We start from the raw sequence: 25,696 nt of genomic DNA, 5'->3' as shown, positions 1-25,696 counted from the left end.
CAATGCATTCAATATTTTTTATCTGTATAAATTATCAATAGATTCTTTGAATTCTTTTTTAATAATTAAAAAATCCTCTAAATCATTTAAAAATTGAAATAGCAACGCCCTATTTTCAAATTCATTCCTATTTTTCGGTAGTTCCATCATTTTATAATCACTCCTAAGTAAGTCGAGTTTACTTATAAGTTCGATACAATCATTATCTTCATGAATATTAATTGCAACATTTTCAGTAAACTCTGATAATATTCTAGTTTGTTCATAGGTCATATAGAACCTTGAAAAATGTCTTTTCATTCTTTTTATTGCATCTAATTGTGTCATTCTCATATCTATATAGCTTACATAATAATTATTGATCTTAAATAAATTATTATTATTTATTATTTGTGTCATCAATTTAGTACTTACAATTAGTTGTTCTATACTCAAAATCACTTCTTGTTCATAAATTGGTACAGCTTGAGTAACTAAACTCCTTGCCATATCTGATAATATTAATCTATATTGCTCTTCTATCTTCTCTTTATTCTTTTCAAAATTCTCCTCGAGTGGTGCTGTAAATAGATTAAATACCATTGCAACTCCAATACCTATTATAGTTAACCCTATTTCATTTATAATCCAAGAAATATTAATATTTGTACTTATTAAAAGATGCGTTGATAATACTGCTCCAATAACCATCCCCTCATTTATTTTTAAGATATTTGTTATTGGTATAAATATAAATAAAAATAATCCAAACACTATAGGATTATTTCCAAGTAACATATATAGCATAAAAGATAAAGCAATAGCCACCGCAGATGAGATTATTCTCTTACCCCCAACTAATAGTGCTTCTTTCTTTGTATCTTGAATACTTAATATTGCAATTATACCTGAAGTTACACCAAATTCTAATCCCAAATAATTTGATATGATAATTGCTATTGTGGCAGACAAGGTTATCTTAACTGTTTTCGATTGTATATATTTTATCATTTCTCAACTGTTCTCCTACCACCATTAATATGGTATATTTTTTGTTTACACTTAAATTATTCATTACTACATAACGTCTTTCCTTATACTTTGAGGAAATTTTTTTATAGCTCTAATCTAATTTTTTATTGCTTTGTAACATAGTAATATATGCTTAAATTACTGTCAACCTGCACATCTAACTTTCACAGTTTATTCTAGAAATAGTTATGCATATATAAACACGGAAATATTATATTTTTAAATTGAAAAGCTCTAGCTTACATATAATTTATAAGCTAGAGCTTAGTCCTTTATGGGGTATATTTAATTTTACTTTTTCCATCAATTATAATAAGAGATTTTGCAGCAATTTTTTCTCCATAAGCATTAACTTCTTTATTAGAAAAATTAGCTATTACCTTTAAATTTTTTCCGTATTTAGTCATTTGAACGGATCTATCCTTTGATAGAATTTTAAAATCTGTCATTTCCATAGTAATTGCCTTTTTACTAAAATCAGACCAAGTCTTCGTATGTTTTACAATAATCTCTTTATTCTTATTCCACTCATTTTTATCAATATGATAAAGTGGTGGCACATTATATAAAATCTCATATAACATTCTATTTTTCACTTCATCTTTTATTTTTAATGTACCAAAACCCCACCAATGAGAAGTTATGACTGAATCATTATAAACTAACTTGTATAATGGAATTGTATAAGCAGTATCTATAAATAGCTTCTTATATTTATCCTTTATGGGTACCTGCTTTGAAAATAACCCTGCTACTCCTCCATTACTTGAATAATATCTTCCTACATAATATTCACTATCCTTATTTTTACTCATATCCTTATCCATCCAAGAAAAGGCTGGAGTTTCTATGCCATGAGCAAAGGCTATGGATTTACTTGCAAAATCATTTCCGCCTTCACTTCCAACCACCATATTAAACTGTTTTTGAAAGTATTCCATTCTTTCTATTCTTGCCTTTATATCTTCTGCTTGCGTTGTAGGATGCGCTTTAGAATAATCATCCACCACTTCTCCTGTTGCATCTGTATCTAAAAACCAAGAATTAAACTTTAACCCAGTCTTTAAAATAGATGACACTCTATCTTTTACACTTGGCATAGCAAGAGTTGGGTTTAATTTTCTTCCCGTTCCATTAAACCCCTCTATCTTCTTACCCTCTTTATTGGTTACAGTGGCATTTTCATAAAGAGATGTATCTGAAAATTTTGCTGTAGACCACTTTTCTTCTCCTGGCTTATGAATTGAATGATAAGAATCATAAGTACCTATTAAATATCCCAGTTTATTTGCCTCACTAACTAATTTTGGATTTAAAAAGCCTTCCTGCCAGTCATCTAATCCTACCCACATTTTATCAATACCTGACTTTTTCATATCATAAAGTACATTAACAGTATTTGCATCTGCCCATTTTTCAATAGGATCTACTGCATCTCCTAAAGATGATTTTAATAAACTTTTATTTAAATCTATTAATTCTAATGGATTTAACTTATTTATGTCCTTTCCTATCAATGCTTTACTCTTTTTATCTAAATTCACAAATAGCTTAGGATTGTAAAACTCCTTTAACTGTACTAGTGAATTAAAACTTTTTATAATCCTATCTTTTGTATATTTATCAATATACTCTAAAGAATCTATATCATTAAAAACAGTAGCTAGCTCTCCACCATCTTCAACCTTTGTTTTTAGTAACTTCTGCATCCAAAGTTTTAAATCTTGTGGAATTCTTCCTTTTAGCTTATTCCATTTAATATTTTCCTGGGATATTGCTGACCTATCCCAAAAATAAACATGTGGTGCTCCATAAAGCTTTTCAATATTTTTATTATCCTTAGCCTTATCCTCTAAAGACTTAAAGTTTCCCTGTCCAGCAATAAAGTTTTTATAAGTTTTAGCTATATCTACTGGATTATTCTTAGTTAGATAAATTCTAAACCCATAATCCTTATTTTTATTTATTGAAGGATATTCATGATTAAAAGTAAATTTAATATTTTGCTTAGTATCAAATTTAACTTCATTATTATAAGGATTGTTAATTATATATAATAAGGAATAATTCTTTTTGCTTGACGCAAAAAACTGCATAGAAAAAGACTCTAAAGTTTTCATTTCATTATCATTTAAATATTCTTTCCAAACTTTATCATCCTTTGGGATATACTTGCCCTCATTTAATGGAAGCATATATGCTTCTCCCGTTACTTTGGGCCATGAAAATTTATTTTCACCCTCTTTAATACTGGATTTTATGGATACATCTAAATACTTATCTTTCTTTTGAATTTGCACATCAATATTTTTCTTTTTATAACTCCAAGATATTTTATCTCCATTGTTCTTTAAGTTTGATACTTCCATTTTTTCTAAGGGTTCTGATACTGTTTCTGTGGTTCCATTAGATTCTACTGTTACCTTAAATGTTTCAGGTTGGACTTTAAATTTAAAATCTAAATTTTCAACCATAGTATTACTTTTACTACTACTTAAAACTACTTTGTTATTACTTAAAATAGCTTTATTGCAACCTGTAAATAATGTTGTTACTGTTATCGCTACTAAAAATAATCCCGGATTATTCATGAACTTAAATTTTATGGGTTTAATTTTAAAAACACATAGAATTTGAGTTTTATTATTTATTTTCATTACAAAAATCGCGTTTCCTGGATAGAAATCACATAAAATATGATTATACATATATTTACATTTTAAAAAGTATACACTTCACCAATTTGTTTTAATCATATTATTTAAATTATTAAGTTTTGCAAATGAATTATTAAATCAAATGAACCTATATAGGTATGTAGAAAATTCTATTTAATATATTAAAAAATACTTCTTTGTAAGGGCAACTGCTGCATAATTTAAACTTTAGATATCTTCCACCTTTCACTATTTTTGCTGCAATCTTTATTAATTTTGTGCGAATAGTTTCAATTGTCATATTTTTCATTGGTGTTTTATCTAAGCATAGATTTCGAAACCAATTGTTAAAATTATATGCAAGCACCATTTCTTGAAGCTTATTAGCATTAGCTATAAAAGTAGTACTGCTCATTTTATCAAAAGATAATCCGAGTTTACCTTCTTTTATAAAGTTTTCCATAGTACCTCTGTTGCAATAGAATTTAACCACGGATTCTGGAGGTAATGTCATATTTGTAACAATGAACGTATAGTTATAGCACATTTGATCTTCTGGCTTTTCTATTTTTACAACCACCCTACGCTCTTTTTCCCAACTTGATGCTTTATATTTAAATTCTCCATAAACAACATGGTATGAGCAAAAGTCTCTTTTGCACAATTTAGACATTTCATTAGCAAATTCACATGCTGATTTGTATAATGTAGAGTTAACCTTTAATCTTATTGCATAAAGTGTGTCAAGTTGTTCGGAAATTTTATATAACTCAGGAGTAGCAAATCCACTATCGCCTCTTATAACCTTTGTAGTATTAGGATATTTATTCACATATCTTTTAAGCACAGGACCTATAAATCTTACTGCTTGCCTTGAAGTATAGACATTTCCTGACCTAAGCTCCGCTTTAATTAAATCACCTGTCAGCCCATCAAACATTAATAGTGGATGATATCCATTTGAACCATAGTGAGAGTTATAATCTGAACCATATTGATCACCATAGGTTTGAAAATTCGTAGAATCTATATCAAAAATAATATGCTCTGGCATTCTAACTGAATAAATTTTATCTTGTAGCGTTTCATTAATATATTCATGGCTTTTTAATGTTTCAACAGTAACCCTTTTATTAAACCTAGAAATTGTTGGTTGAGAGGCTAATGATTCTTTACCAAGTATATTGGTAAAAGTAGGATCGTGTCTAAGTTCATCGGCATTATCATCAGTATCATAACCTGCGATTCGTTGATATATTCTTTGAATCGCAATGTCTTCATTTTTATGTGTTCTAGCGTCAGCTGAGCTATCTATAATACAAATATTTTCTTTGATTGTTTTACTAAAGCCGATTTTTTCATCAAATTCTTTATATAATAAAAGCCCTGCATCTGATGTTAAATTTCCACCTTCAAAATCTATTTTAATTTTTTTGTTGAATTCTAATGATTTTTCATTTACACTATTCATTGTAAGAAGTCTCTCCTTTGTTTTTGTGTTTTGTTTTGTCAACTTAAACATAACAAATTTGAGGCTTTTTGCATATACTTTTTTATCACTTTTTTCATGAAAAATTAAAAGTTTATAGAATACAGTGTTTTAGCTATGTAAGTCATAGCTTTTTAGTGTTGCATGGATAATCCGGGATAATGATATTCTTTTTTTCAACTAAATCACCTCATAAAGAAAATACTATAGAAATGTTACACCAATGTTACAAAATCTATATTTAAAATATTATATAAAATTCAATCTTATCTTCTTTTACATTAAACCCAAAGTTGAGATTATATTTTTCTAATATTTTCTTTACTATAGATAGACCTAGTCCTGTACCAGAAAGTTCTTTACTCCTTGATTTTTCAAGCACATAAAAAGGATCCCATATATTTTCTAATTTTTCTCCACTACTTTCCTCTAATCCATTCACTATAGAAAATATTATATTATTGTTTTCTTTAAATATCTCTATTTGTACCTCATTATTATTAGTATACTTTATTGCATTTGTAATTAAATTATTTAATACAATATCAATCCCTTCCTCATCTGCGCAAATAATATATTCAGTTTTTCATCATCAGCAATTAGTATATTCAATTAAACCTCCCCTTTTTACAACTTAGTACTATAGCTTTTATTTAGATTATAGCAAAAGATAAGTATTCTCTCTATAACATTTATACCTTTAACCTTATTTAGCATATAATGTGGTTTTAATAATACTTTAATACTTATCTGTAGTTAGTACTAATGTTTTTTTGTTAAGAATGGTTTATTACTAGAATGGATGAAGGAAATGAATTGTAAAATGATTGGAGTAACTATGTCCCAGGAGAATGAATCAACGATATGTTTTTTATAAGCAGCTTGGATTTTATCCTAGCACCTTATATATGCAACAAAACAGAAAAGTTATAAAGATAAAAATACTTAGATATATTTATATAAATATATCTAAGTATTTTAATTTTATATTACATCAATATAAAATGATACGCTTTTAGTTGTTCCAGTTTGTTTACAAGCCATAGTTGCATAAATAAGGTGTCTTCCAGGTGTTGAGAATGAAACTTCTGAGAAAGATTGCATTTTAGTGCTTTCCCAACCATTACTATTATAATTTTGGAAACCATTAGCACCATCGGTACCATACGACATACTAATATCATGTCCCTGATCAACAACTAAAACAAATGCACTAAATTTTTCATTTACGCGTATTTTGTTAGGATATACCTGCTGATTCATGTATGGATTTGTTTGATAATTATTCACGCCTATAGCAACAGACATACCATCATGTCCTTCAGCAGCTTTTGCTGGTGTTACATTTGTAAATAAAAGACCTAGTGCGATAAAACTACATAAAATAATCGATTTGAAATTTTTCATAGAAAATTCCCCCTTTAAATTGTTATATTTACATATTAGTTTAAAAAACCCATAAAGTCAAACAAAAGCATTAGTCTTATTTCGACTTTCATCTAACGAAATAAGACTAATATTGTTATATATTAGGATTAAAAGTAAATGTAAAGATTATTGGAGGGAATTATAATTATATATATATGTTAACAAGCGTAGAATAATGTAAATTTAAAAAATATAGTAAGATAAATGCATGAATATATGGAGGGATGAGAATTAAGTTTTTTGATTAATGCAAACAAAAAAAAGGCATCTAAGTGCCCAATGTCATTAAGTTAACCAGCTTGTGACAAATAGAATTATAGCCAATTGAAAGTATGTATGCTTTCGATTGGCTTTTTTCTTTTACATCTCTTATTTTTAGGCATGCAAATAAGACAGAGACATCTCTCCGTCAAAAAATATTTTTAATAGTGATTATTTATGCTACTCTATATATGAAGCTAACTGACGATTTGGCTCTGACTTTGCAAGGGTCTCTTCTTCCATTTCGTATAGGTAATATATTCTTTTGAATAAGTGCTTCTACATTAGGCGGTGATGAAGATTGTAGCCTTTCGCATTCTCAGTAGCATGAAAATGATTTTCTTCATCTTTTGGGTTGTGTGTAATACATAAATCTGAACCATCAACCGCTAAGATTCGATAACCATCATAATAATTAGGATTAACTGCCGATGATGTGAAACTATGAAAAATCAACTCAAGTGCTTCTAGAAGAATCTTTTCACGCTGCTGAATATAAGCTGAGCAAGTGGCCGTCTCAGTATCATATGAAAAATATTTCATGAGTTCAAGTTTCAGACTATTACCTCCCATAGAAAGTAAAATATTCAGCATATCTTTGAAATACAGTTTTCGTTTTCTAGTAAAATCCTTCTCTGGGTCGTTAACAAACAGCCTCGAGTTTTCATGCATTTCAGCTAACACAGTGTCCAATTTTCCCTTTATTAAATCTGCATATTCATTCATGAGTGAGCCTCCTTAAAAATCCTTGTAATTAAGGGGCTTCGCCACATTTTTTTTACTATTTGTCAAGTTTTTTTTGAAAATTCCCTGGAATTTCTCTGGAAATTATATAAAAAAACAGGGTATGTATTTTTAAACATACTCTGTTTTAAAACTATTGTTTCAATCTCTTAACTTAATGACATTGTCTAAGTGTCCTCTATATTTCTGTAATTAAAATGTTATCACTAAAATAAAAATAAAAAAAATCACGTAAAAGCTTTACTTAAATAAAATTTTTAGATATAATTGAATGTAGATATACTATTCTTAAGTATATTCCATATGTCACTTTTATTGTACCACATAATGAATGCGTATGTCAATAGCTTTTACAAAAAAACATAGGAGCGTGATAAAATGAATGATTATGAATTAAATCATCAAGAAGAATTGTTATATCTTGATGATACGATTAACTTTCTAAAAAAAGAATTAGAGAAAGATGAATATGACATAACCTTCAGGAAAAGGAATCTTATTTCTTCAAGGAAAGAAATGTGGCAAGAATCTGTTCATTCTTCAAATGATTTTGATAGAATTCCAGAAATGCTTCAACATCTTTCCGAAGTTGATAGTCAAAACTATAATTACGAAAAAACACTAGAACGAATAAAAAAGTATACACGGATTTTAAACTCCCCTTATTTTGGAAGGTTTGATTTTAAAGAAGATACTTATGATGATACAGATCAGATTTATATTGGTCTTTATAATTTAATAGATAATGATACAAGTTCAATTTTGATATACGATTGGCGCTCCCCTATTTCAAGTATGTTTTATCAATGTGAAATTGGTAAAGGATCTTATAATGCTCCCTTTGGAGTAATTTCCGGTGATATTTTTATGAAGAGGCAATATAAAATTGAGAATTCTAAGCTTAAGTATTTTTTTGATAGCAGCATAACAATTAATGATGAAATCCTACAAGAAGTGTTATGCCACAATTCTTCCTCAAATATGAAAAATATTGTTGAAACCATTCAAAAGCAGCAAGATGTAATTATTAGAGATACCGAAAATGAGCTTCTGATTGTACAAGGCGTAGCTGGGAGCGGTAAAACATCTATAGCACTACATAGAATTGCATATTTGCTTTATGTTGGTATGGAATCAAAGATACATTCCAACAATATTATTATAATTTCTCCTAGTTCTGTTTTTAGCAAATATATTTCTGGAGTCTTACCCGAATTGGGTGAGGAAAACGTAGAAGAAACTACTTTTGACAATATTGTAGTTGACTTTTTAGATAATAGATTTATATTTGAAAGTAGAAAACAGCAACTTGAGTTTTTGATTATTAACGATAATCAGCAAAATTTAAATATAAAAATGGAGAACACTAAATTTAAAGGCTCTAAAACATTTGTAACTATCTTGGATAGATTAATAAATTATTATGAGCATAAATTAACTCATTTTGAGGACTTATATTATGATGGTAAAATTATTGAAACAAAGGAGCAGCTAAATAATCTTTTTCTAAACAGTAAAATGGATCTGCCAATATCAAGAAGACTTAAAAGAATTGAAAGTATGATGCTTAATAAAATCCACCCTTTAAGAAAATTAAGGCTGGAGAAAATTCAGAGGGTTGTTGAAAATGGAGCTTCCCATCAATTAGAAATAAGATCTTTTAGTAGATTAATGGCAATTAAAGAAGCTAAGGTATTAATGAGACATCTTCATAAGTTTACGGAGGTTGATTATGCGGATTTGTATAAATTACTTTTTAATAAAACAGGACTTCTTTTAAAACTTTCCAATGGATTGGAACTGCCTAAAAATATAGATCAAATGATACTCGAAACCACTAGAAGTCTCCATAAAGGCTATATTAATTACGAAGACTGCGCTCCCCTTTTATATATTAAACTAAAACTTAACGGCAGTCGCGAGTTTTCAGCTATACAGCAGGTTGTTATTGATGAAGCCCAAGATTATTATCCACTTCAATATGAAGTTTTCAATCTTCTATTTACTAGAGCTAGGTTTACAGTACTCGGTGACTTTAACCAAACCCTCGAAAAACGTGGTGATAAATCTATATATGATGATATAGATAAAATTCTTTGCAAGAAAAAGAGCATAAAGCTTTCTATGAATAAAAGTTTTAGGTCTTCCATGGAGATTAATGCATTTACTCAGAAAATATTAAATAGCAAGCAGGAGTTTGTTTCCTTTGAGAGACATGAATCAGAGCCACAAATTATATTTAAAGATAATGAAGAATTGCTTTATGAGGCTATAATCCAAGATATTCATAACTATGAAAGTCGTGGTTATGAGTCTATTGCAGTTATTTGTAAAACAGAGAAAGAAACACTATTGGTTCAAAAAAAACTATCTAATTTAACTAATATTAAATTGTTAAATACAGAAAATACTGAAAGTATAAAGGGTACCCTCGCTATTCCTTCTTATATATCAAAAGGTCTAGAATTTGATGTAGTACTTGTGTGCAATGTTTCAAAAGACAATTATAACAGTGAGTTTGATAGAAATCTTCTATATGTAGCTTGCACAAGAGCACTACATCAGCTTGCTATTTATTATACTGGAGAAAAAAGTGAATTTATTTAAGATTATTTGAATATCATGGTTTTAATATAGATGTTCTTGCGTTGAAAGGTGTTAAATCATATAAGAGGAGATACATACTAATTAAAGCATGTATCTTCTCTTACATTATTAATATCCTTTTATATAAAAAGCCTCCATTAATTAATAATTCTTTAATTTTCTATAAATAATAGAGCGCTAATTTATGTCTATTGTATTTCAGCTCCAAAAGGTATAAGCCCAAGTTTAGCAAATTTGAAATGCTGAAGCCCAAATGGTATTCCTACAATTGTTATACAAAAAATCAAACCTGTAATAAGGTGCCCTATGGCAAGTTCCCAGCCTAAAAAAATTATCCAAATCACATTGAAAATCAATCCTCCAACCCCAAAATTACCAAGCTCTATTTCTTTTCCAAAAGGCCACAATACAAATATTGAAATCTTAAAGCATTGAATGCCAAAGGGTATTCCAATAATTGTCACACACAAAATTAATCCTGCTAAAAACCATGCAATAGCTGAAATTATCCCGCCAAATAATAACCAAATAATATTACCTATAAAATTCATCGTAAACCTCCATTTTTATATGCTGAAAAAAGCTTTAAATAAAATACTTGTTTATAAATAGATTTCTATTTCTGTACCCTTGTAAAGCTCACTTAGTATCTTAATTTCTCCATCATGTGCTTTTACTATATCATTTGCAATAGCCATCCCAAGCCCTGAACCCTCATGTCCCTTTCCGGTATTTGTCCCCCTATAATATCTTTCGAATATATGGTTTAGCTCTTCCGGTCTTATTCCTTTTCCATTATCACTTATAACAATTTTCAATTTATCCTTCTTTTCAACGGATACTTTTATATTTACGCCCTCTTCATTATGAACTATTGCATTATATACTAAATTTTTCATAGTCCTCATTATAAGACTAGCATCCACAAAAGCTTCTATATCTTCATATTCACAAATGAAATCAATATCTACATCAGCGTTACTCGGGTCGTTTAGTATGTCAATTACTGCATTTCGTACCAAGCTGACCATATTTACTTTTTTCTTGTTTAACTTCAATACTTTATTTTTTAATCTTGTTGTTAAATTCAAATCATCTACAAGCTCTTTTATATAGTTGGCCTTACTGTCTATTATTTTTGAATACTGTTTTACCTCTTCTTTTGATAAATCATAATCATCACTGCTTAAAAGTTCCGCATATCCTTTTATAGATACCAGAGGTGTCTTAATATCATGTGACATATTTGAAATCCATTCTTCTCTCATCTTATCAAGTTTTTTTCTTTCTATTTCATTGCTCTTAAGTGTTGATGAAAGGTTGTTTAGGTTTCGATAGACCACAGTATATATACCCTTTTCGGATAATTCTAAATTATAATTTCCATCAGATAATACTAGAACCCCATTTATTATATTACTTAAAGGTCTAGTAAGCCTTCTCGAGAACAAATATGCAAAAAATAATGCAATAAGTACGTCTAATACTAAGATGCTATAAATAGTTCTACGGATAGTTTCCACAAAATTATTCATGCTAATAGTAAATACTTGTCTTTCAACCTTAACACGTGGAAATCCTACTATATAGCTATATGCACGCCCTTCTATTTTTTTTTCACCTACAAAAATAGTTGATAATGCTTTTTCATCCGAATATTTATATTCATGGATCAATTGAAAAGGAGTATAACTTTCTTTTCTACCTTTTGGTTTTCTATAACTATATATTTCACTGCTTTTCTCATCTAATATCTGTATCCATATATCGTTGTTACTCAAACTTAATTTCCCATTATTATCCACAGAAATAGTTTCTTTATTACCTACAATATATTCACTAAAATTTCTAGTATAATCCTCTGCCCCTAAACCTTCTAATTTTTTCTCTATTATGGTGTTTTTCGTATTATTGTTATGAATTGCAAAAGAAAAAATTGCAATAATATTTATAATCATTACAATTATAACTACAGAAACCACAGTCCACATGAATCTAGCTATTAATTTCCATTTCATATCTATTCGTCCTTTACAACAAATTTGTATCCTAGACCTTTAATATTAACTATATATTTTGGCAATGAAGGATTATCCTCTATTTTCTCTCGGAGTCTTCTTATGTGAACCATAATTGTATTGTCAAAGCCTATATAATCTTCTCCCCAAACTCCACTGCAGATTTTTTCCTTGCTGAGGATTTGGTTTGGGTTTTTCAACATATAAGCTAACATCTTAAATTCTTTTGCTTTTAACTGTATTGACTCACCATTCTTTTTAAACTCTATCTTTTCCTCATTTAATTCAAAAGGCCCAAAAACTATGGTTTTGCCTTTTTCGGTCTTATCTTCATCAATATAATTATTTCTTCTTAAATGAGCCTTTACCCTATATGCAACCTCTTTTGGACTGAAAGGCTTTGTAATATAATCATCAGCCCCTAAAGCAAAACCCAAAATCCTATCTAGTTCTTCAGTCTTAGCCGACATAAACAAAATTGGGGTTCTAGACGTCTTTCTTATCTCTTTGCATACATCATATCCGTCTCTATCAGGCATCATTATATCCAAAAGAATAATATCTGGGTCTAAACGCGATACTAAATCTATTGCTTCTTTTGCCGATGCTGCAGTATATATATTTTCAAAACCCTCTTTTTTAAGTACAGTAGATAAAAGTTTTAATATATCCTCTTCATCATCAACAATTAGTATTTTACTTTTATTAATTATATTTTCCATAATTACCACCTCTTAAAAATTAAATCATCACATAAAGATGTTGTCTTAAATACTTCAAAAGACTAGACAATTATTAATTGTTTAGTCTTTTGAAATATTTTTAAGTTTCTAACTATATAATACCATAAAAACTAACTTATTATCTTTTTCCTTCTTTTATAAATGCTCCGTAGGTAACCTTTGGTAAAAATACAAAGCCAGCAATAACTATTACTATTTGAACTATTATTAATGCCATTGGAACCTTGTATCTTATTAATTCTGATGACATCATTCCCCAAAGTGGAGTTACCCCAAAATATTTTGCGTATCCACCTTGAGATAATATACCACTTAGTATATGTGGCACTCCCATAAGTAGACCCCCAAAAATAAAAGGTATAGAAGCTGATTTACTTATCGCTGATAGATATAATCCGAGTTCTGAGAAAAAGAATGAACCTATTATAACAGTTATTATAAGTATAATCATCATTTGCAATACAGTTATGTTTGAACCACTATTTCCAAAATACCAAAGCTCTTTTAATGGTAAGTCTAAACCACTAAAATTTGATTTTATTAATCCATCTATATATATTATAAGTACTATTGATACATTAACTATTGATGTTGATATGCCTGCACCAATCCATTTTGCCATTACAACCTTTTTCTTTCCATTTTGGGTTGTATTGATAAGCTCATTCATATTAGAGCTATATTCAAGTGTATATGTAGCTGAAATTATCATAAATGTTATTAATCCTATAAGTGGTACAATTCCATAAATTTTACTAAAGACATCTGCCCAAACCTCTGCACCTATATCTGGCCTAATTAAAATTTTACAAAATAAAAGTAAAACAATCCAAGTTATTATTATGCTTGGTTTTAATAACATTTTTCTTATTTCTGATTTTATAAGAATTCCCATAAGTTACACCTCCCTAGTATTTTCTAAATCAAAGTAAAACATATATACATCCTCAAATCTTGGTTCTATGCTTTGCGCTGATGCATATAGAGGCATTTTATCGCTTACTACTCTGAGCTCTGTAATATCCGCACCCCTTTGAAGGTTAACTACCTTATAATCTCTTTGTATATCCATAACTTCATTTTCTTTGTTTGTTGTAATCTTATATACTTTTCCATTCATGCCATTTAATATATCTTTATGATTTCCTTTTATTATAACGCTACCATTTTTAATCATTATAGTTTCTCTTGCTACGGCTTCTATATCTGAAATAATATGAGTTGATAGTATTATTATTTTATCTTTTGATATTTCAGCTATAAGATTTCTAAATCTTGCTCTTTCTTGAGGATCAAGGCCCGCTGTTGGTTCATCAAGTACAACTATTTGAGGGTCATTTAATAATACTTGTGCAATTCCAACTCTTCTTTTCATACCACCGGAAAATTTACCAACTGCTTTATTTCTAACCTCATATAAGCCAACAAGGTTTAGTAGTTCGTCAATTTTTTTGGAAGCACTGTTTTTGTCTATTCCCTTTAATGCAGCCACATATTCCAAAAATTGTTTTGCTGTAAAATTCTTATATGCACCAAATTCTTGTGGTAAGTATCCAATAATATTTCTATACTCATCTTCTTTTTCATAAATACTTTTCCTATTATAAAGAATTTCTCCACTTGTAGGCTTTGTTAATGTTACTATTTGTTTCATTAATGTAGTTTTACCTGCTCCATTTGGTCCAAGTAGTCCATATACACCATTTTCTAAAGTAAGTGTTATATTATTGTTTGCATTCTTTTTTCCAAAGCTTTTTGTTAAATTTTTTATCTCAAGCTTATTCATAATTATTCCTCCTCTAATTTTAATTATTTTACTAATACTTTTTTAAATGACACTATGCTCATTGTAATTCCTGCCACTATAGTCATTCCCAATATTCCAAGGCAAAGATTAATTAAGTCAAAGTTCATCCCAAAGAATTTTACATTTCCATAATATACGCCTGCAAACTGGTTAAAATAGAATAGTAAATTTACAAAATTAATACTATTTAATACCATTTGAACATTACCTGGAATTACTTTTACCATTGTTAACAATTTTGGAATAATAATAAACATCAAGAATCCACTTGTAGCTGCAATTGAGCTTGTTGTTAAAAATGAACATAAACACGCAATTACACCTAGTGTAGCTAATATCAATATCATTATGCCTATCTTTAATATTATAAATTGAATTATAGTATATGCATCTCTTACTAAAATAGGGTTGTCTATTATTCTTATGGCTTGTAGTTGTCCATTTATTGGCAGGCCATATTGGACTGCTGTTATTATAAATTGGATTACTAGATAAAACCCATATAAAACTGTTGGTATTAATATTCCAAGTCCTAATTTTGAATACAAAGCTCTATTTTTATTTTTTGATGTAAGAATCAAATTTTCTACTGTAGACACAATTTCATCCGTGTATATATTACAACAAACCATGATTAGAATTACCACCATAAAGAATGCCATAAGTGTATTGGTTGCTCTATAATCGAATACCTTCCAGAAGCTAACATCACTATACTTAGTGTCTTCAATACTTTTCAGTTTTTTATTAGATATTTCCTTCATAGCTTTACTAAAATCATCTTTCTCCTGACTATTTGCGGCTTCCCTTATATTGCCTATTTTTGCATCTAACTTTTCTTGTGCAATTACCGTGGCTGGTCTTGTATCTTTAATTAAATCATATTGCTCATTTCTATGTGATTTCTGCGTTTCCATCTGTGGTTTTATTAAAGCCATTGATCCGCAAAGTAAAATAAATATTATTGCTATAATTACTCCAGTTCTTGATTTAAATATTTTTTTAAGTTCCCAATATATCATTTTGTTCCTCCTTATAAAAAGTGCCACCTTAGAATAAGATGAATCCACGTGACAAGTTTAAGTGAATGTCATCCGTTAAATCCTCACCTGCGGTGCTGCAATATTAACGACTTCAGAAGGAGATCTAGACTTCCCACTGAAGTTTTCTTTTTATTGTAGTATGTGACCCCCACTTATAGAAGTGGGAGACCTTCCTTCTGAAATGTCGTTAAAATCTTATCTTGCTATAAGTACATTATACAACCCCAATCTTATCTCTTGATAACACTAACCTTAAATAAACCTTACATAATAAAAAATGCCACCTAAGTGGCAAGTGGCAAGTTTAAGAAAATGTCATCTATTAAAATCGAAATCCTTTTTTTATAGCCTTTGTAGGACAAACTTTTACACATTCGCCGCATCTAATACATTCAGCACTATTAGGATTTTTATATATTTCTATATTCATCTTACATTTTATAGTACAAGCACTACAGTTTGTACACTTGTTTTTATCTATTTCATATTTGTAAAAACTCACTTTATTAAATAATGAGTAAAATGCGCCTAAGGGACATATATACCTACAAAATGGTCTGTATATAACTATTGAAGCAATAATAATACTAATTAGTACAAACATCTTCCATACAAATAAGCATCCTAGTACTCCCCTTAGTGATTTATTCATTAAAACTAATGGTATTCCGCCTTCTAGTGTGCCCGCTGGACATATGTATTCACAAAAATATGGAGGACTTATTCCAAATTCATTTACTAAAAACATAGGTAATATTATAACAAATAATGCCAATATAATATATTTTAAATATTTAAGTCTATTATTCACTTTTTCATTTACTTTTATCTTTTTAGAAGGTATTTTATATAATAAGTCTTGAATAAGACCAAAGGGGCATAACCACCCGCATATAAATCTACCAAATATAACACCAAATAAAGACATAAGTCCAACTATATATAATGAAAAATTATATTTTACGGTTCCTATAACCGCCTGCAAAGACCCTATAGGACAAGACCCTAGCGCTCCAGGACAAGAGTAACAATTTAAGCCTGGAACACAAACCTTCTTTGTTGTTCCTTTATATATGTTGCCTTTTAAAAACCCATTTACATTTGCATTTGTGGTTATAGCTACAACAATTTGCGTTATTCTTCTTTTATCCAATCCCTATACACTCCAAACATATATTTATTGCTTTTTTAAATACAATTCGCACTTCATTCCTATACAATCCAGTAGAAATAAATAAGATGCTCATCATTAAAATCCCATATTTTATATAACCTTGATTTTTACTAACCTTATTTGAATTCATATAATTCACATCCTTATTTTTCATTTGCTGTAATTAGTTTATAATAAAATTTCTGCTCTTAAAATTATATTTCCCAATTACCATACATACCCCACCTGTTATAAGGTGAGGTATGTTATTTCTAAACTATGTTTAATTTTTTATACTTTTGAGCCTAGCTTGAATTTCATTCTTATAGTCTTCTTTACTATGTGAACCAACTATAAAGTCTCCAACAATATTTCCTTCGCTATCAACAAATAATGTAGTAGGAACTCCTGAAACATCCTTCAATATATTACTTTTAATGCTTTCATCAGGAATAATATTAGTAAACTTCGCGCCCTTTTTTTCTAATATTTTTTTAGCTAATTCTTCATTATCCTCGTCAGGTGTATCTGAAACAAGACCAATCACATTAATCTTCTCACCTTTAACCTCTTCATAAAGCTTTTGAAGATCTGGCATTTCTTGTATACATGGTCCACAATATGTAGCCCATATATTTATCATAGTAAGCTTACTACCTTTGAAAATACTACTATCTATTTCTTTTCCATCTAAAGTTTTAGTTTTAAACTCAAACTTCTTATATTTGTTTAATTTTTCTTTTTCTGATACTGGTTTAGATGTTTTAATCAAACTTTTAAAATTCTTAATTTCTCCATATACTTCTTTAAAATCTTTTTTAGATTTATCTGATAATCCACTTTCCTCAGGTACATCATTATGTAATAAATAAATTTCAAAGTTACCTTCTTTACCTAATAAATCCTTATTTTTAAACTTGGCGAACAATTCTTTTTGTACTTTTCCTGCGGTTTTACTTTTGTCTATAGTTACAATAGTACATAGTTCTTTATTTTCTTTTAATAAATTCATAAGATCTGTTTGAAACTTTTCCATCTTTACTTTGTCTGTTTCTGGTATTTTTTGTGAATCCTTATTTAACTTTTCCATCTTGTCCATAGTTTCAGTAGCTATAAAGCTAAACATAAGCTGTCCTATTATATTTTCTTCTCCACCAAGTCCAAGTAAATCTATATTTTTCTCTTTTGCTTTCCACTTATCTGGTAATTTATATTCAATACCTAAATTTTCAAATTTCTTTCCTGCATCTTCTTTTTTAGTTTCTGTTTGTTTTGTTTTATTTTGAGTTTGTTTTGAATTTTCTTTGGTTTCCTTATTACAAGCCACCATAGATATACAAAGCACCCCTACTATTAATATTGTTAGAAATTTTCTTTTCATAATCAATTCTCCTTTACTTACAACTCATATTTTTATCCTTAGGCTATAAGTACATTATATAAGGTCAACCTTATCTCTTGATGACATTAACCTTAAATAAACCTTACAAATAACCTTGTCACTATTAACCTATTTGATTATAATTAAATATAATCAAATTTTTTTAACAAAGGAGATAAATTATGTACTCATCCCAATACTTTATTGACACATTAAATATGGAAGCTCATCCTGAAGGTGGTTTTTACAAAAGCAGCTTCTGCTCTTGTGAAAATATTAGCTCCAATAACCTTAAAACTAAGTTTGAAGGTGAAAGAATACTTTGGACTAGTATTTATTTTTTATTAAGAGATGGAGAAATTTCAAGTTTTCATAGATTAAAATCAGATGAAATGTGGTACTACCATGCGGGCTCCCCTCTTACAATATATATGATAAGTCCAAATGGAGAACTTACTACAAAGCAATTAGGTCTTAATATAGAAAATGGAGAAACTCCGCAGTTCCTAGTACCTAAGAATCATATCTTTGGTTCTGCTATGAATAGCCCAGGATACTCTCTTGTTGGCTGCATGGTATCACCTGGATTCGACTTTAAAGATTTTGAAATAATTGAAAGAGATGCTCTCTTAAATAAATACTCTCAACATAAGGATATAATAATTAAGCTTACAAAATAAAATTCATTTTATAATTAAAGACCCTACTGGAATAAATAATTCTATTAGGGTCTGAATATATTAATATTATATTTTTATTTGCTTTTAAACATATTGAATTTAATAGTAAAATGTTTATCTAAATATTTATTTAGACCTTTTTTCATACAAAACTTATAAACCACAATAGTAATATAAGAGCATATTCCAGCTATAATCCATCCACCAAAAACATCTCCTGGATAGTGGACTCCCACATAAACCCTGCTAATTCCTACAAGAATTAAATATATAACTATAAGCCCACTCATAAAATAAGCGATTTTTTTATTCTTTATTCGTTTAAATATAATGTAAATAAGTACAATTCCTATAGCCGTAGAAATAGAAGAATGACCGCTAGGAAAACTATAGCCATCAGCATCCATTAACCATATTCCCGTTGGTCTATCTCTTTTTATTGTATTTTTAAGTATCAAGTTTGTAAAACCAGTAAATCCGATATTAAATACACAACAAATAGCTTCTACTTTCTTATTGAAAAGATATAATATAATAAAAACTAATGCGGTTAATAAAAACTGAGGAGTTGTGTCCGAAGAGCTTGAAAGAGCAATAAAAAATTTATCCCATCCTAAATTTATAGAATTTCCTAAATAATAAATCATTTTAATTTAACCATCCTCTCTATGCTTTCCTCTCAAATCAGTAATTATGTTAAAGTAATGATCTTAGTTAATACTAATATCCCAAGTAAAGTACCTACTACTATTCTATATACTGCAAAGACTTTCATTGGCTTCTTTTTCAAGTAATCAACAAATTTTTTCATAACAATTAAAGCTACTAGAAAAGCTACAACAACTCCAACTATTAGTGCAATCCATAATGTCAGTGTCATTATAGAATAATCAAATTCGAATAAATCCTTACCTGTTGCCCCTATCATAGCGGGAATGGCTATGAAGAATGAAAATTCTGCTGCTACTGGTGTTGATAACCCAGCAATCCATCCACCCATGATTGTAGACGCACTTCTTGACATTCCTGGCCACATAGCAAGAAGTTGTAATAAACCAATTTTAAATGATTGAACAGGGGTTATGCTATCTATACTTTCTACTTTATGATGCCTATTTCCAAATCTCTTTTCGATTATTAATAACAATAATCCACCAACTATAAATCCTACTATGACAGCTTCCGGTATAAATTTTGATTTGATTTTATCGTATAATAATACTCCTGCAATTGCCATGGGAATAGATGCTGTAATAACATTTATCCCAAATTTAAATCCTTTTTTACCCTCTTTTCCTTTGGTAAATATAAACTTAAAAAATTCTATTATGCTTTCTTTAATCTTCTTCCAATATAAAACAACTACTGCCATTATTGCTCCAAGTTGAATTACTACTTCAAACATCTCTGCAAATTTTCCTTGAAACCCCATTGCCCATCCAACTAATATCATGTGTCCTGTAGAAGATACTGGCACAAATTCTGTTAGCCCCTCTACTATTGCTATTATAATTGCTTTTAATAAAAATATTATATCGATGATTTATCACTCCTTCGAAACTAATTATAAATATATATACATAGTTTATAATAATAATACATAACTTACTATCTGTAAAGCTTACGGAAATATGACGTGTATGTAAGATTCATAATTTTTAATAAAAATAGCAAATAAATAGTTAAACTATCCATTTGCTATTTTACATCAAATTCATATTTAATAATATTATTTTATATATTTCCATTCACACATTATAGAAATCCTATTTTCTTCAAGCTTTGATATTATTACTCCATTCATCTTTTCAATTAAACTTTTTACAATAGAAAGCCCAAGTCCTACACCTTTTCCTGTTCTCACCTTGTCTGCCATATAGAATCTATCAAACATATGTACTGCATCTTTTTCCTCAATGCCTGTACATATATTTGAAATTTTTAAAATTACTTTATCATCACATTCTTCTAATTTAATCTGAATATCTTTCTCTGCATATTTTAATGTATTAGAAAGCAAATTATCTATTATTCTCTCTAAACTATCCTTATCGCCCATTATAAAAATTGCCTTATCTGAAATGCTTATTTTGGGTTCTATCCCTTTGCTCTGAAAAGCTTCATAAAGTGATAAAATTTCGTCGCGTACTATATTAGTTAAATTCACTTTTGTAATCTCTAATTCATAATCTTCGCTCTCTATTAAAGCTAACTCAAAAAAATCATTTATAAGAACATTTAATTTATTAGTTTTATCTTCAATTATCTCTAATGCCTCTTCTTTATCTATCTCATTCTGCTTAAGAAGTTTTAAATATCCTATTATTGATGTTAAGGGTGTCCTTAAATCATGAGACATATTAGCTATCCCTTGTTTTAATGTATTTTCAAACATTGCTTTTTCTTGTTCATTTCTTCTGTAAAGTTCTAAATATTCATTAATTTCAAAAGCTAAGTCTTCTATATATTTATCAGCTATTTCAGTATTAACTTTTTTATTGTTTTCTCGCATTCTAAAATTTTTAATTTGCTTAGTTATAGCTGCTATTTCTCTTTTATATAGATGTAGCTTAATAAGTGCTACTATTGAAATTAATACCAGAAAAATAATTATTAAAAAAATACCTAAATACATCTCATTTCTCCTACTCATATAATAAAATTTTCACTTATCATTTACTTAATATCTTCATCCCTTACATATAGCATACTCACTCCAATTGTTATAATAAAAGTTAAAAGCGATGAAATTGTTCCAAGTATAATATCCTCTTTAGGTGCAAATCTTGATATTGCTCCTCGCCCAGCAACATAAGGAAGAAGAATATATGTACCTATTTTTGAAAAAGACAATTGAACACTCAAAAAAAATATAACTGGTGAAACAAATGTACAAAGAGCACTCTTTGTTATCATAGCAATCATAGCAATTATACATATTGTGGCTACATTATACATTATCCCAATAATAATTACTCTGGTTAAATATAAAATAGTACTTAAATTTAAGACTTCACAAAATCCATAAATTATTGAAACATGTATAACTAAAATTGTTGTATAAATTATTTCTAAAAATAGACAAGCCATTATAAATACTATTAATTTACTTAGTATAACCTTACTTCTCCTATATCCATAACTGAAACTTTTACTTATATTATTACTCTTAAAATCCTTAGCAATAAATTCTCCGCCTAATAATGCAAATATAAAACTGGTATATATAATATATTCGAATGCGTATTCTATTGAATATGCTCCATTCATAAGAAAATTAGAATGTGCTTTCTGAAGTCGTTGTATATCCTTATCCCATACAGTAATTAAAAAAAATGAAGCCCCTATTGCTAAAAATATTATCCCAATAAAATAATTGCTTTTTTTTAATTTGTAAAATTCTCCTCTAATTAAATTACTCATTACCTTTTCCTCCAACTAGCTTGGTAAAATAATCCTCGAGAGATTCACCCATTTGCATTATTTCTTTAACTCCTATGTTATGTTTAGATAGGGCCATAGTAACCTTTTCTCCGTCAAATTCATCATATATTCTTATGATATTATTTGGAAAAACTTCAAAGTCTTTTATTCCAATCTCATTTTCTAAAATAACTGAAACATCTGAAGAATCATTTACTTTCAAATGAAGATAAGTTCTACATTTATTTAAAAGTTCATTGGCCGTCATTTCTTCAATTAATTTCCCATCATTTATAAAACCATATCTATTTGAAATGTGGGTAAGTTCAGATAACATATGACTTGATATTAAAATAGTTGTTCCTCTTTCTTTATTTAATTTAAGTAAAAGCTCTCTTATTTCTTTTATTCCAATTGGATCTAATCCATTCATAGGCTCATCTAAAACTAAAAATTCTGGTTCACTTAATAATGCCATAGCAATTCCTAGTCTTTGTTTCATTCCTAATGAAAAATTCTTGGTTTTCTTTTTCTCTACCTCCTTAAGTCCTACTAAATTTAAAGTCTGATCAATACATTTGTTTCCTGGAATTCCTCTTTGAATTTTAACAAGTTTAAGATTTTCCTCCGCAGTCATGTTAAGATAAAGAGCTGGTGATTCTATTAATGTACCAATTCTACTTCTTTCCTTAGTAATCTCCCTCTCCTCACTATGTCCAAATAGTTCAACTTGTCCATTATTAGGTATAACAAGACCTGTAAGCACTCTAATAATAGTTGTTTTTCCAACACCATTTTTTCCTATAGCTCCATATATATCACCTTTTTTAATGTTTATGGATAAATCATCTAAAACTTTGTGATTACCATATGTTTTTGTAATGTTACTAGCTCTAATTATATATTCACTCATTTTTTACCTCCTTATGAATCATACTTTTATCATAACTTATGTTTCATAAGAAAACTTTGCTAAAGTCTTTCAAAAGTCTTAAATCTTATTAATAGATAATATATATATATTGCTTTTTATATTAAACTCTTACTAACTATTTTCTTAACTTATACCCCATTGCCCAAATTGTTTCTATGTAATCTTCACTATTATTTGCACTAGATAGCTTATTTCTTAATCTACTCACATGTACACTTACAGTATTATCATCACCTAAAAATTCTTCTCCCCATATACTTTCAAAAATATTAGATTTACTGTATACCTTATTGGGATTAGTTAATAATAATTCTAGCAATGCAAACTCTTTTGCAGTTAACGTAACTATGTTTTGTCCCACTTTTACTTCTTTACTTTCTGTATTTAAACTAATATCTTTATAACGCAAAATATTATCTTCATTTTTCTTTTTCTCATGGGTGGAAAATTCTAAATATCTTCTTAAATTAGAATTAACTCTTGCAACCACTTCATCTGGATCAAATGGCTTACAAATAAAATCATCCGCTCCACTTTCTAATAATTCTACCTTAATTTTTAGGGATGTTTTTGCAGTTACTATAATTATTGGTGCTTTTGTGATTTCTCTAATTTTTAATATAACTTCTTCTCCACTAATCCCTGGAATCATTAAATCTAATAAAATCGTATCCCACCATTCATTTTCTACACACATTAAAGCTTCTGTCCCTGAAAACGCCGCTCTAGCTCTATGCCCCTTATTTTCAAGAATAGTACAAAGTAATTTATTAATATCCTTTTCATCTTCGACTACTAAAATCTTAGCTCTTTTATCCATATTTTAGCCCTCTCCAAAACTTGCTCTCTTACAACAAGGTTTCTTGCAATCTTTTAATGCAGTTGTCATAGCATTAAATTCTATAATTTTTTATGCTTTTCTATCTATATTTTACCATGGTTCCTTCCTACATTGTATGAATGTGTAAATTAATATATTTAAAATAAACCTGTTTTCTTGAATGTTTTGTTAATTTGACTTATACTATTTCGCTTTTCATTCTTTAACTAACATTTAGCCACTTCTTCCCATCAACAAGTCTTGAAACCATCATTGCACACACTGTGTTCCCTGTTGAGTTTAACACTGTAGCTGGTGCATCTATAATTGTACTAATAACAACTATTATAGGAAGTGCTTCAGGTGGAAATCCATAAACACTTATTATAAGCATCTCTCCAATCATTCCTCCACCTGGTATCGCTCCCATAACTGCTCCTACTAAAAAACTTACTGCCAATATCGATAATATCATTGGAATACTGTTAATTTCTTTACCGAATAAGCCAAATACAAATACTATTTTTAACACTCCTCCCATAACAGAACCATCCTTATGCGTATTAACTCCAAGCGGTATTACAGTTTCTGCAATGTCTTTTGGCACACCTATTTTCTTAGTGGCTTCAAGATTAACAGGAATTGATGCAGCACTTGAACAAGTAGCTAATGCTATTACTGTTGGTGAAATTGCATTTTTCCAAAATGCTCTAAATCCCATTTTACCTGCTGATAAATAGGAATATATACTGAAAAATACAAAATAATTTATTGTTGTCAATCCTAAATATAAGAGGAACACCTTTAAATATCCTTGTAATATCTGTGTTCCCAGCTGCCCTACAACTGATGCAAAATAACATCCGAGTCCAATTGGAGCATAGTACATAATAATGCTTACCATTTTCATCATTATAGTTGTAGCTGCATTTAAAAGGTTTTTTACAACTGTTGCTTTTTCACCAACTAATGCTGTTGATACTCCAAATAACACAGAAAAAATGATTATTTGAAGCATATTATTTTTAGAAAATAACCCTGAGAAATCTCCCACTGTAACTGTACTTACTAAACGTTGTGATAAAGATACCTTTCCAGCTTCTGTTCCAATTTCCCCTCCCACCTTAGATAAAATAGTTTTAATAGCCTCAGCATCTAATCCTTTAGTTGGATTAAATATCAATGCTCCCACAATAGCCAAAATACCGGATATCAATGCAGTAATTACAAAAACTATTGCAATATTTATCATTATCTTACCAAGTCTATTCATACCCGTCATATTAGCTATAGCCGACGTTATACTAAAGAACACTAAAGGCACTATTATAGTAAACATCAAGTTTAAGAATATTTGTCCAAAGGGTTCCAGTACTGTAGCCTTTGGTCCTAATATAATACCTATTATTCCACCTAGTAGTATTGATAAAAGTAGCACCAACGACATTTTATAATTATTTAAAAAGTTCTTCATATATATTTAACTCCTTCCAATAT

General features: G+C 28.9%; 24 protein-coding genes. 2 read left to right on the top strand and 22 right to left on the bottom strand.

All coding sequences use genetic code 11. The features are described 5' to 3' along the window. Window positions 1–18: 18 nt before the first annotated feature. The 6 genes from G9F70_RS04150 to G9F70_RS04125 form a co-directional block, all read right to left on the bottom strand. On the bottom strand, window positions 19–990 hold the full coding sequence (locus G9F70_RS04150) for an aromatic acid exporter family protein (protein ID WP_164948001.1): 972 nt from the start codon (window positions 988–990) through the stop codon (window positions 19–21). A 293-nt stretch (window positions 991–1,283) separates the two neighbouring features. Continuing rightward, the gene (locus G9F70_RS04145; RefSeq protein WP_224617412.1) at window positions 1,284–3,719 is read right to left on the bottom strand and encodes a glycoside hydrolase; all 2,436 of its coding nucleotides are present in this window, start codon (window positions 3,717–3,719) and stop codon (window positions 1,284–1,286) included. A 97-nt stretch (window positions 3,720–3,816) separates the two neighbouring features. After that, window positions 3,817–5,139: an IS1380 family transposase gene (locus G9F70_RS04140; protein ID WP_224617782.1), complete on the bottom strand. Its 1,323-nt coding sequence runs from the start codon at window positions 5,137–5,139 to the stop codon at window positions 3,817–3,819. A 259-nt stretch (window positions 5,140–5,398) separates the two neighbouring features. Continuing rightward, window positions 5,399–5,707, bottom strand: coding sequence for an ATP-binding protein (locus tag G9F70_RS04135; RefSeq protein ID WP_224617785.1), 309 nt, complete (start codon window positions 5,705–5,707; stop codon window positions 5,399–5,401). Window positions 5,708–6,141: 434 nt separating this feature from the next. Next, window positions 6,142–6,564 carry a hypothetical protein gene (locus tag G9F70_RS04130; protein ID WP_164946430.1) on the bottom strand — a complete coding sequence of 141 codons (423 nt, stop codon included), beginning with the start codon at window positions 6,562–6,564 and terminating at the stop codon, window positions 6,142–6,144. A gap of 561 nt (window positions 6,565–7,125) precedes the next feature. Continuing rightward, window positions 7,126–7,572 (bottom strand): hypothetical protein, encoded by a 447-nt coding sequence (locus G9F70_RS04125; RefSeq protein ID WP_164946431.1) that lies wholly within the window; start codon window positions 7,570–7,572, stop codon window positions 7,126–7,128. A 396-nt stretch (window positions 7,573–7,968) separates the two neighbouring features. Here G9F70_RS04125 and G9F70_RS04120 point away from each other — a divergent pair, with 396 nt between their 5' ends. Continuing rightward, window positions 7,969–10,197, top strand: a complete 2,229-nt coding sequence (locus G9F70_RS04120; protein ID WP_164946432.1) for a HelD family protein — start codon at window positions 7,969–7,971, stop codon at window positions 10,195–10,197. 188 nt (window positions 10,198–10,385) lie between these two features. Here the strand turns inward: G9F70_RS04120 and G9F70_RS04115 are convergent, their stop codons facing one another. The 9 genes from G9F70_RS04115 to G9F70_RS04075 all read right to left on the bottom strand — a co-directional run bounded on the left by G9F70_RS04115 (window position 10,386) and on the right by G9F70_RS04075 (window position 18,342). Next, window positions 10,386–10,748 (bottom strand): YccF domain-containing protein, encoded by a 363-nt coding sequence (locus tag G9F70_RS04115; RefSeq protein WP_164946433.1) that lies wholly within the window; start codon window positions 10,746–10,748, stop codon window positions 10,386–10,388. Between the two features lie 51 nt (window positions 10,749–10,799). Further along, window positions 10,800–12,215: a sensor histidine kinase gene (locus G9F70_RS04110; protein WP_164946434.1), complete on the bottom strand. Its 1,416-nt coding sequence runs from the start codon at window positions 12,213–12,215 to the stop codon at window positions 10,800–10,802. Window positions 12,216–12,217: 2 nt separating this feature from the next. Then, complete coding sequence (locus tag G9F70_RS04105) at window positions 12,218–12,937, bottom strand: response regulator transcription factor (RefSeq protein ID WP_164946435.1); 720 nt, start codon at window positions 12,935–12,937, stop codon at window positions 12,218–12,220. A gap of 139 nt (window positions 12,938–13,076) precedes the next feature. Further along, complete coding sequence (locus tag G9F70_RS04100; RefSeq protein WP_164946436.1) at window positions 13,077–13,853, bottom strand: hypothetical protein; 777 nt, start codon at window positions 13,851–13,853, stop codon at window positions 13,077–13,079. A gap of 3 nt (window positions 13,854–13,856) precedes the next feature. Continuing rightward, window positions 13,857–14,744, bottom strand: coding sequence for an ABC transporter ATP-binding protein (locus tag G9F70_RS04095; protein ID WP_164946437.1), 888 nt, complete (start codon window positions 14,742–14,744; stop codon window positions 13,857–13,859). 23 nt (window positions 14,745–14,767) lie between these two features. Continuing rightward, on the bottom strand, window positions 14,768–15,787 hold the full coding sequence (locus tag G9F70_RS04090) for a hypothetical protein (RefSeq protein WP_164946438.1): 1,020 nt from the start codon (window positions 15,785–15,787) through the stop codon (window positions 14,768–14,770). A 343-nt stretch (window positions 15,788–16,130) separates the two neighbouring features. Further along, a complete protein-coding gene (locus tag G9F70_RS04085) occupies window positions 16,131–16,961 on the bottom strand; it encodes a 4Fe-4S binding protein (RefSeq protein ID WP_164946439.1) in 831 nt (276 codons plus the stop codon). Next, complete coding sequence (locus G9F70_RS04080) at window positions 16,954–17,112, bottom strand: CD1871A family CXXC motif-containing protein (RefSeq protein WP_164946440.1); 159 nt, start codon at window positions 17,110–17,112, stop codon at window positions 16,954–16,956. The genes G9F70_RS04085 and G9F70_RS04080 overlap by 8 nt, the downstream gene beginning before the upstream one ends. Before the next feature lie 132 nt (window positions 17,113–17,244). After that, on the bottom strand, window positions 17,245–18,342 hold the full coding sequence (locus tag G9F70_RS04075) for a TlpA family protein disulfide reductase (protein WP_164946441.1): 1,098 nt from the start codon (window positions 18,340–18,342) through the stop codon (window positions 17,245–17,247). Window positions 18,343–18,524: 182 nt separating this feature from the next. Here G9F70_RS04075 and G9F70_RS04070 point away from each other — a divergent pair, with 182 nt between their 5' ends. After that, the gene (locus G9F70_RS04070) at window positions 18,525–19,022 is read left to right on the top strand and encodes a cupin domain-containing protein (protein ID WP_164946442.1); all 498 of its coding nucleotides are present in this window, start codon (window positions 18,525–18,527) and stop codon (window positions 19,020–19,022) included. Between the two features lie 74 nt (window positions 19,023–19,096). Here the strand turns inward: G9F70_RS04070 and G9F70_RS04065 are convergent, their stop codons facing one another. The 7 genes from G9F70_RS04065 to G9F70_RS04035 form a co-directional block, all read right to left on the bottom strand. Then, a complete protein-coding gene (locus G9F70_RS04065) occupies window positions 19,097–19,669 on the bottom strand; it encodes a phosphatase PAP2 family protein (protein WP_164946443.1) in 573 nt (190 codons plus the stop codon). Window positions 19,670–19,713: 44 nt separating this feature from the next. Further along, a complete protein-coding gene (locus G9F70_RS04060) occupies window positions 19,714–20,562 on the bottom strand; it encodes an undecaprenyl-diphosphate phosphatase (RefSeq protein ID WP_164946499.1) in 849 nt (282 codons plus the stop codon). A gap of 189 nt (window positions 20,563–20,751) precedes the next feature. Beyond that, entirely contained in the window at window positions 20,752–21,675 is a 924-nt protein-coding gene (locus G9F70_RS04055; RefSeq protein ID WP_224617411.1) for a sensor histidine kinase, read from the bottom strand. Between the two features lie 23 nt (window positions 21,676–21,698). After that, on the bottom strand, window positions 21,699–22,445 hold the full coding sequence (locus tag G9F70_RS04050) for an ABC transporter permease (RefSeq protein ID WP_164946445.1): 747 nt from the start codon (window positions 22,443–22,445) through the stop codon (window positions 21,699–21,701). Beyond that, the gene (locus tag G9F70_RS04045) at window positions 22,438–23,358 is read right to left on the bottom strand and encodes an ATP-binding cassette domain-containing protein (protein ID WP_164946446.1); all 921 of its coding nucleotides are present in this window, start codon (window positions 23,356–23,358) and stop codon (window positions 22,438–22,440) included. The genes G9F70_RS04050 and G9F70_RS04045 overlap by 8 nt, the downstream gene beginning before the upstream one ends. 136 nt (window positions 23,359–23,494) lie before the next feature. Beyond that, window positions 23,495–24,199 (bottom strand): response regulator transcription factor, encoded by a 705-nt coding sequence (locus G9F70_RS04040; RefSeq protein WP_164946447.1) that lies wholly within the window; start codon window positions 24,197–24,199, stop codon window positions 23,495–23,497. A 223-nt stretch (window positions 24,200–24,422) separates the two neighbouring features. Further along, on the bottom strand, window positions 24,423–25,673 hold the full coding sequence (locus tag G9F70_RS04035) for a dicarboxylate/amino acid:cation symporter (protein WP_164946448.1): 1,251 nt from the start codon (window positions 25,671–25,673) through the stop codon (window positions 24,423–24,425). Window positions 25,674–25,696 lie beyond the last annotated feature (23 nt).

It is taken from the genome of Clostridium sp. FP1, assembly GCF_011065975.2.
GTDB classification, from domain to species: domain Bacteria; phylum Bacillota; class Clostridia; order Clostridiales; family Clostridiaceae; genus Clostridium_AD; species Clostridium_AD tagluense.
Note: the sequence above shows the minus strand (reverse complement) of the source record. Positions and strands in the feature narration are given on the sequence as shown.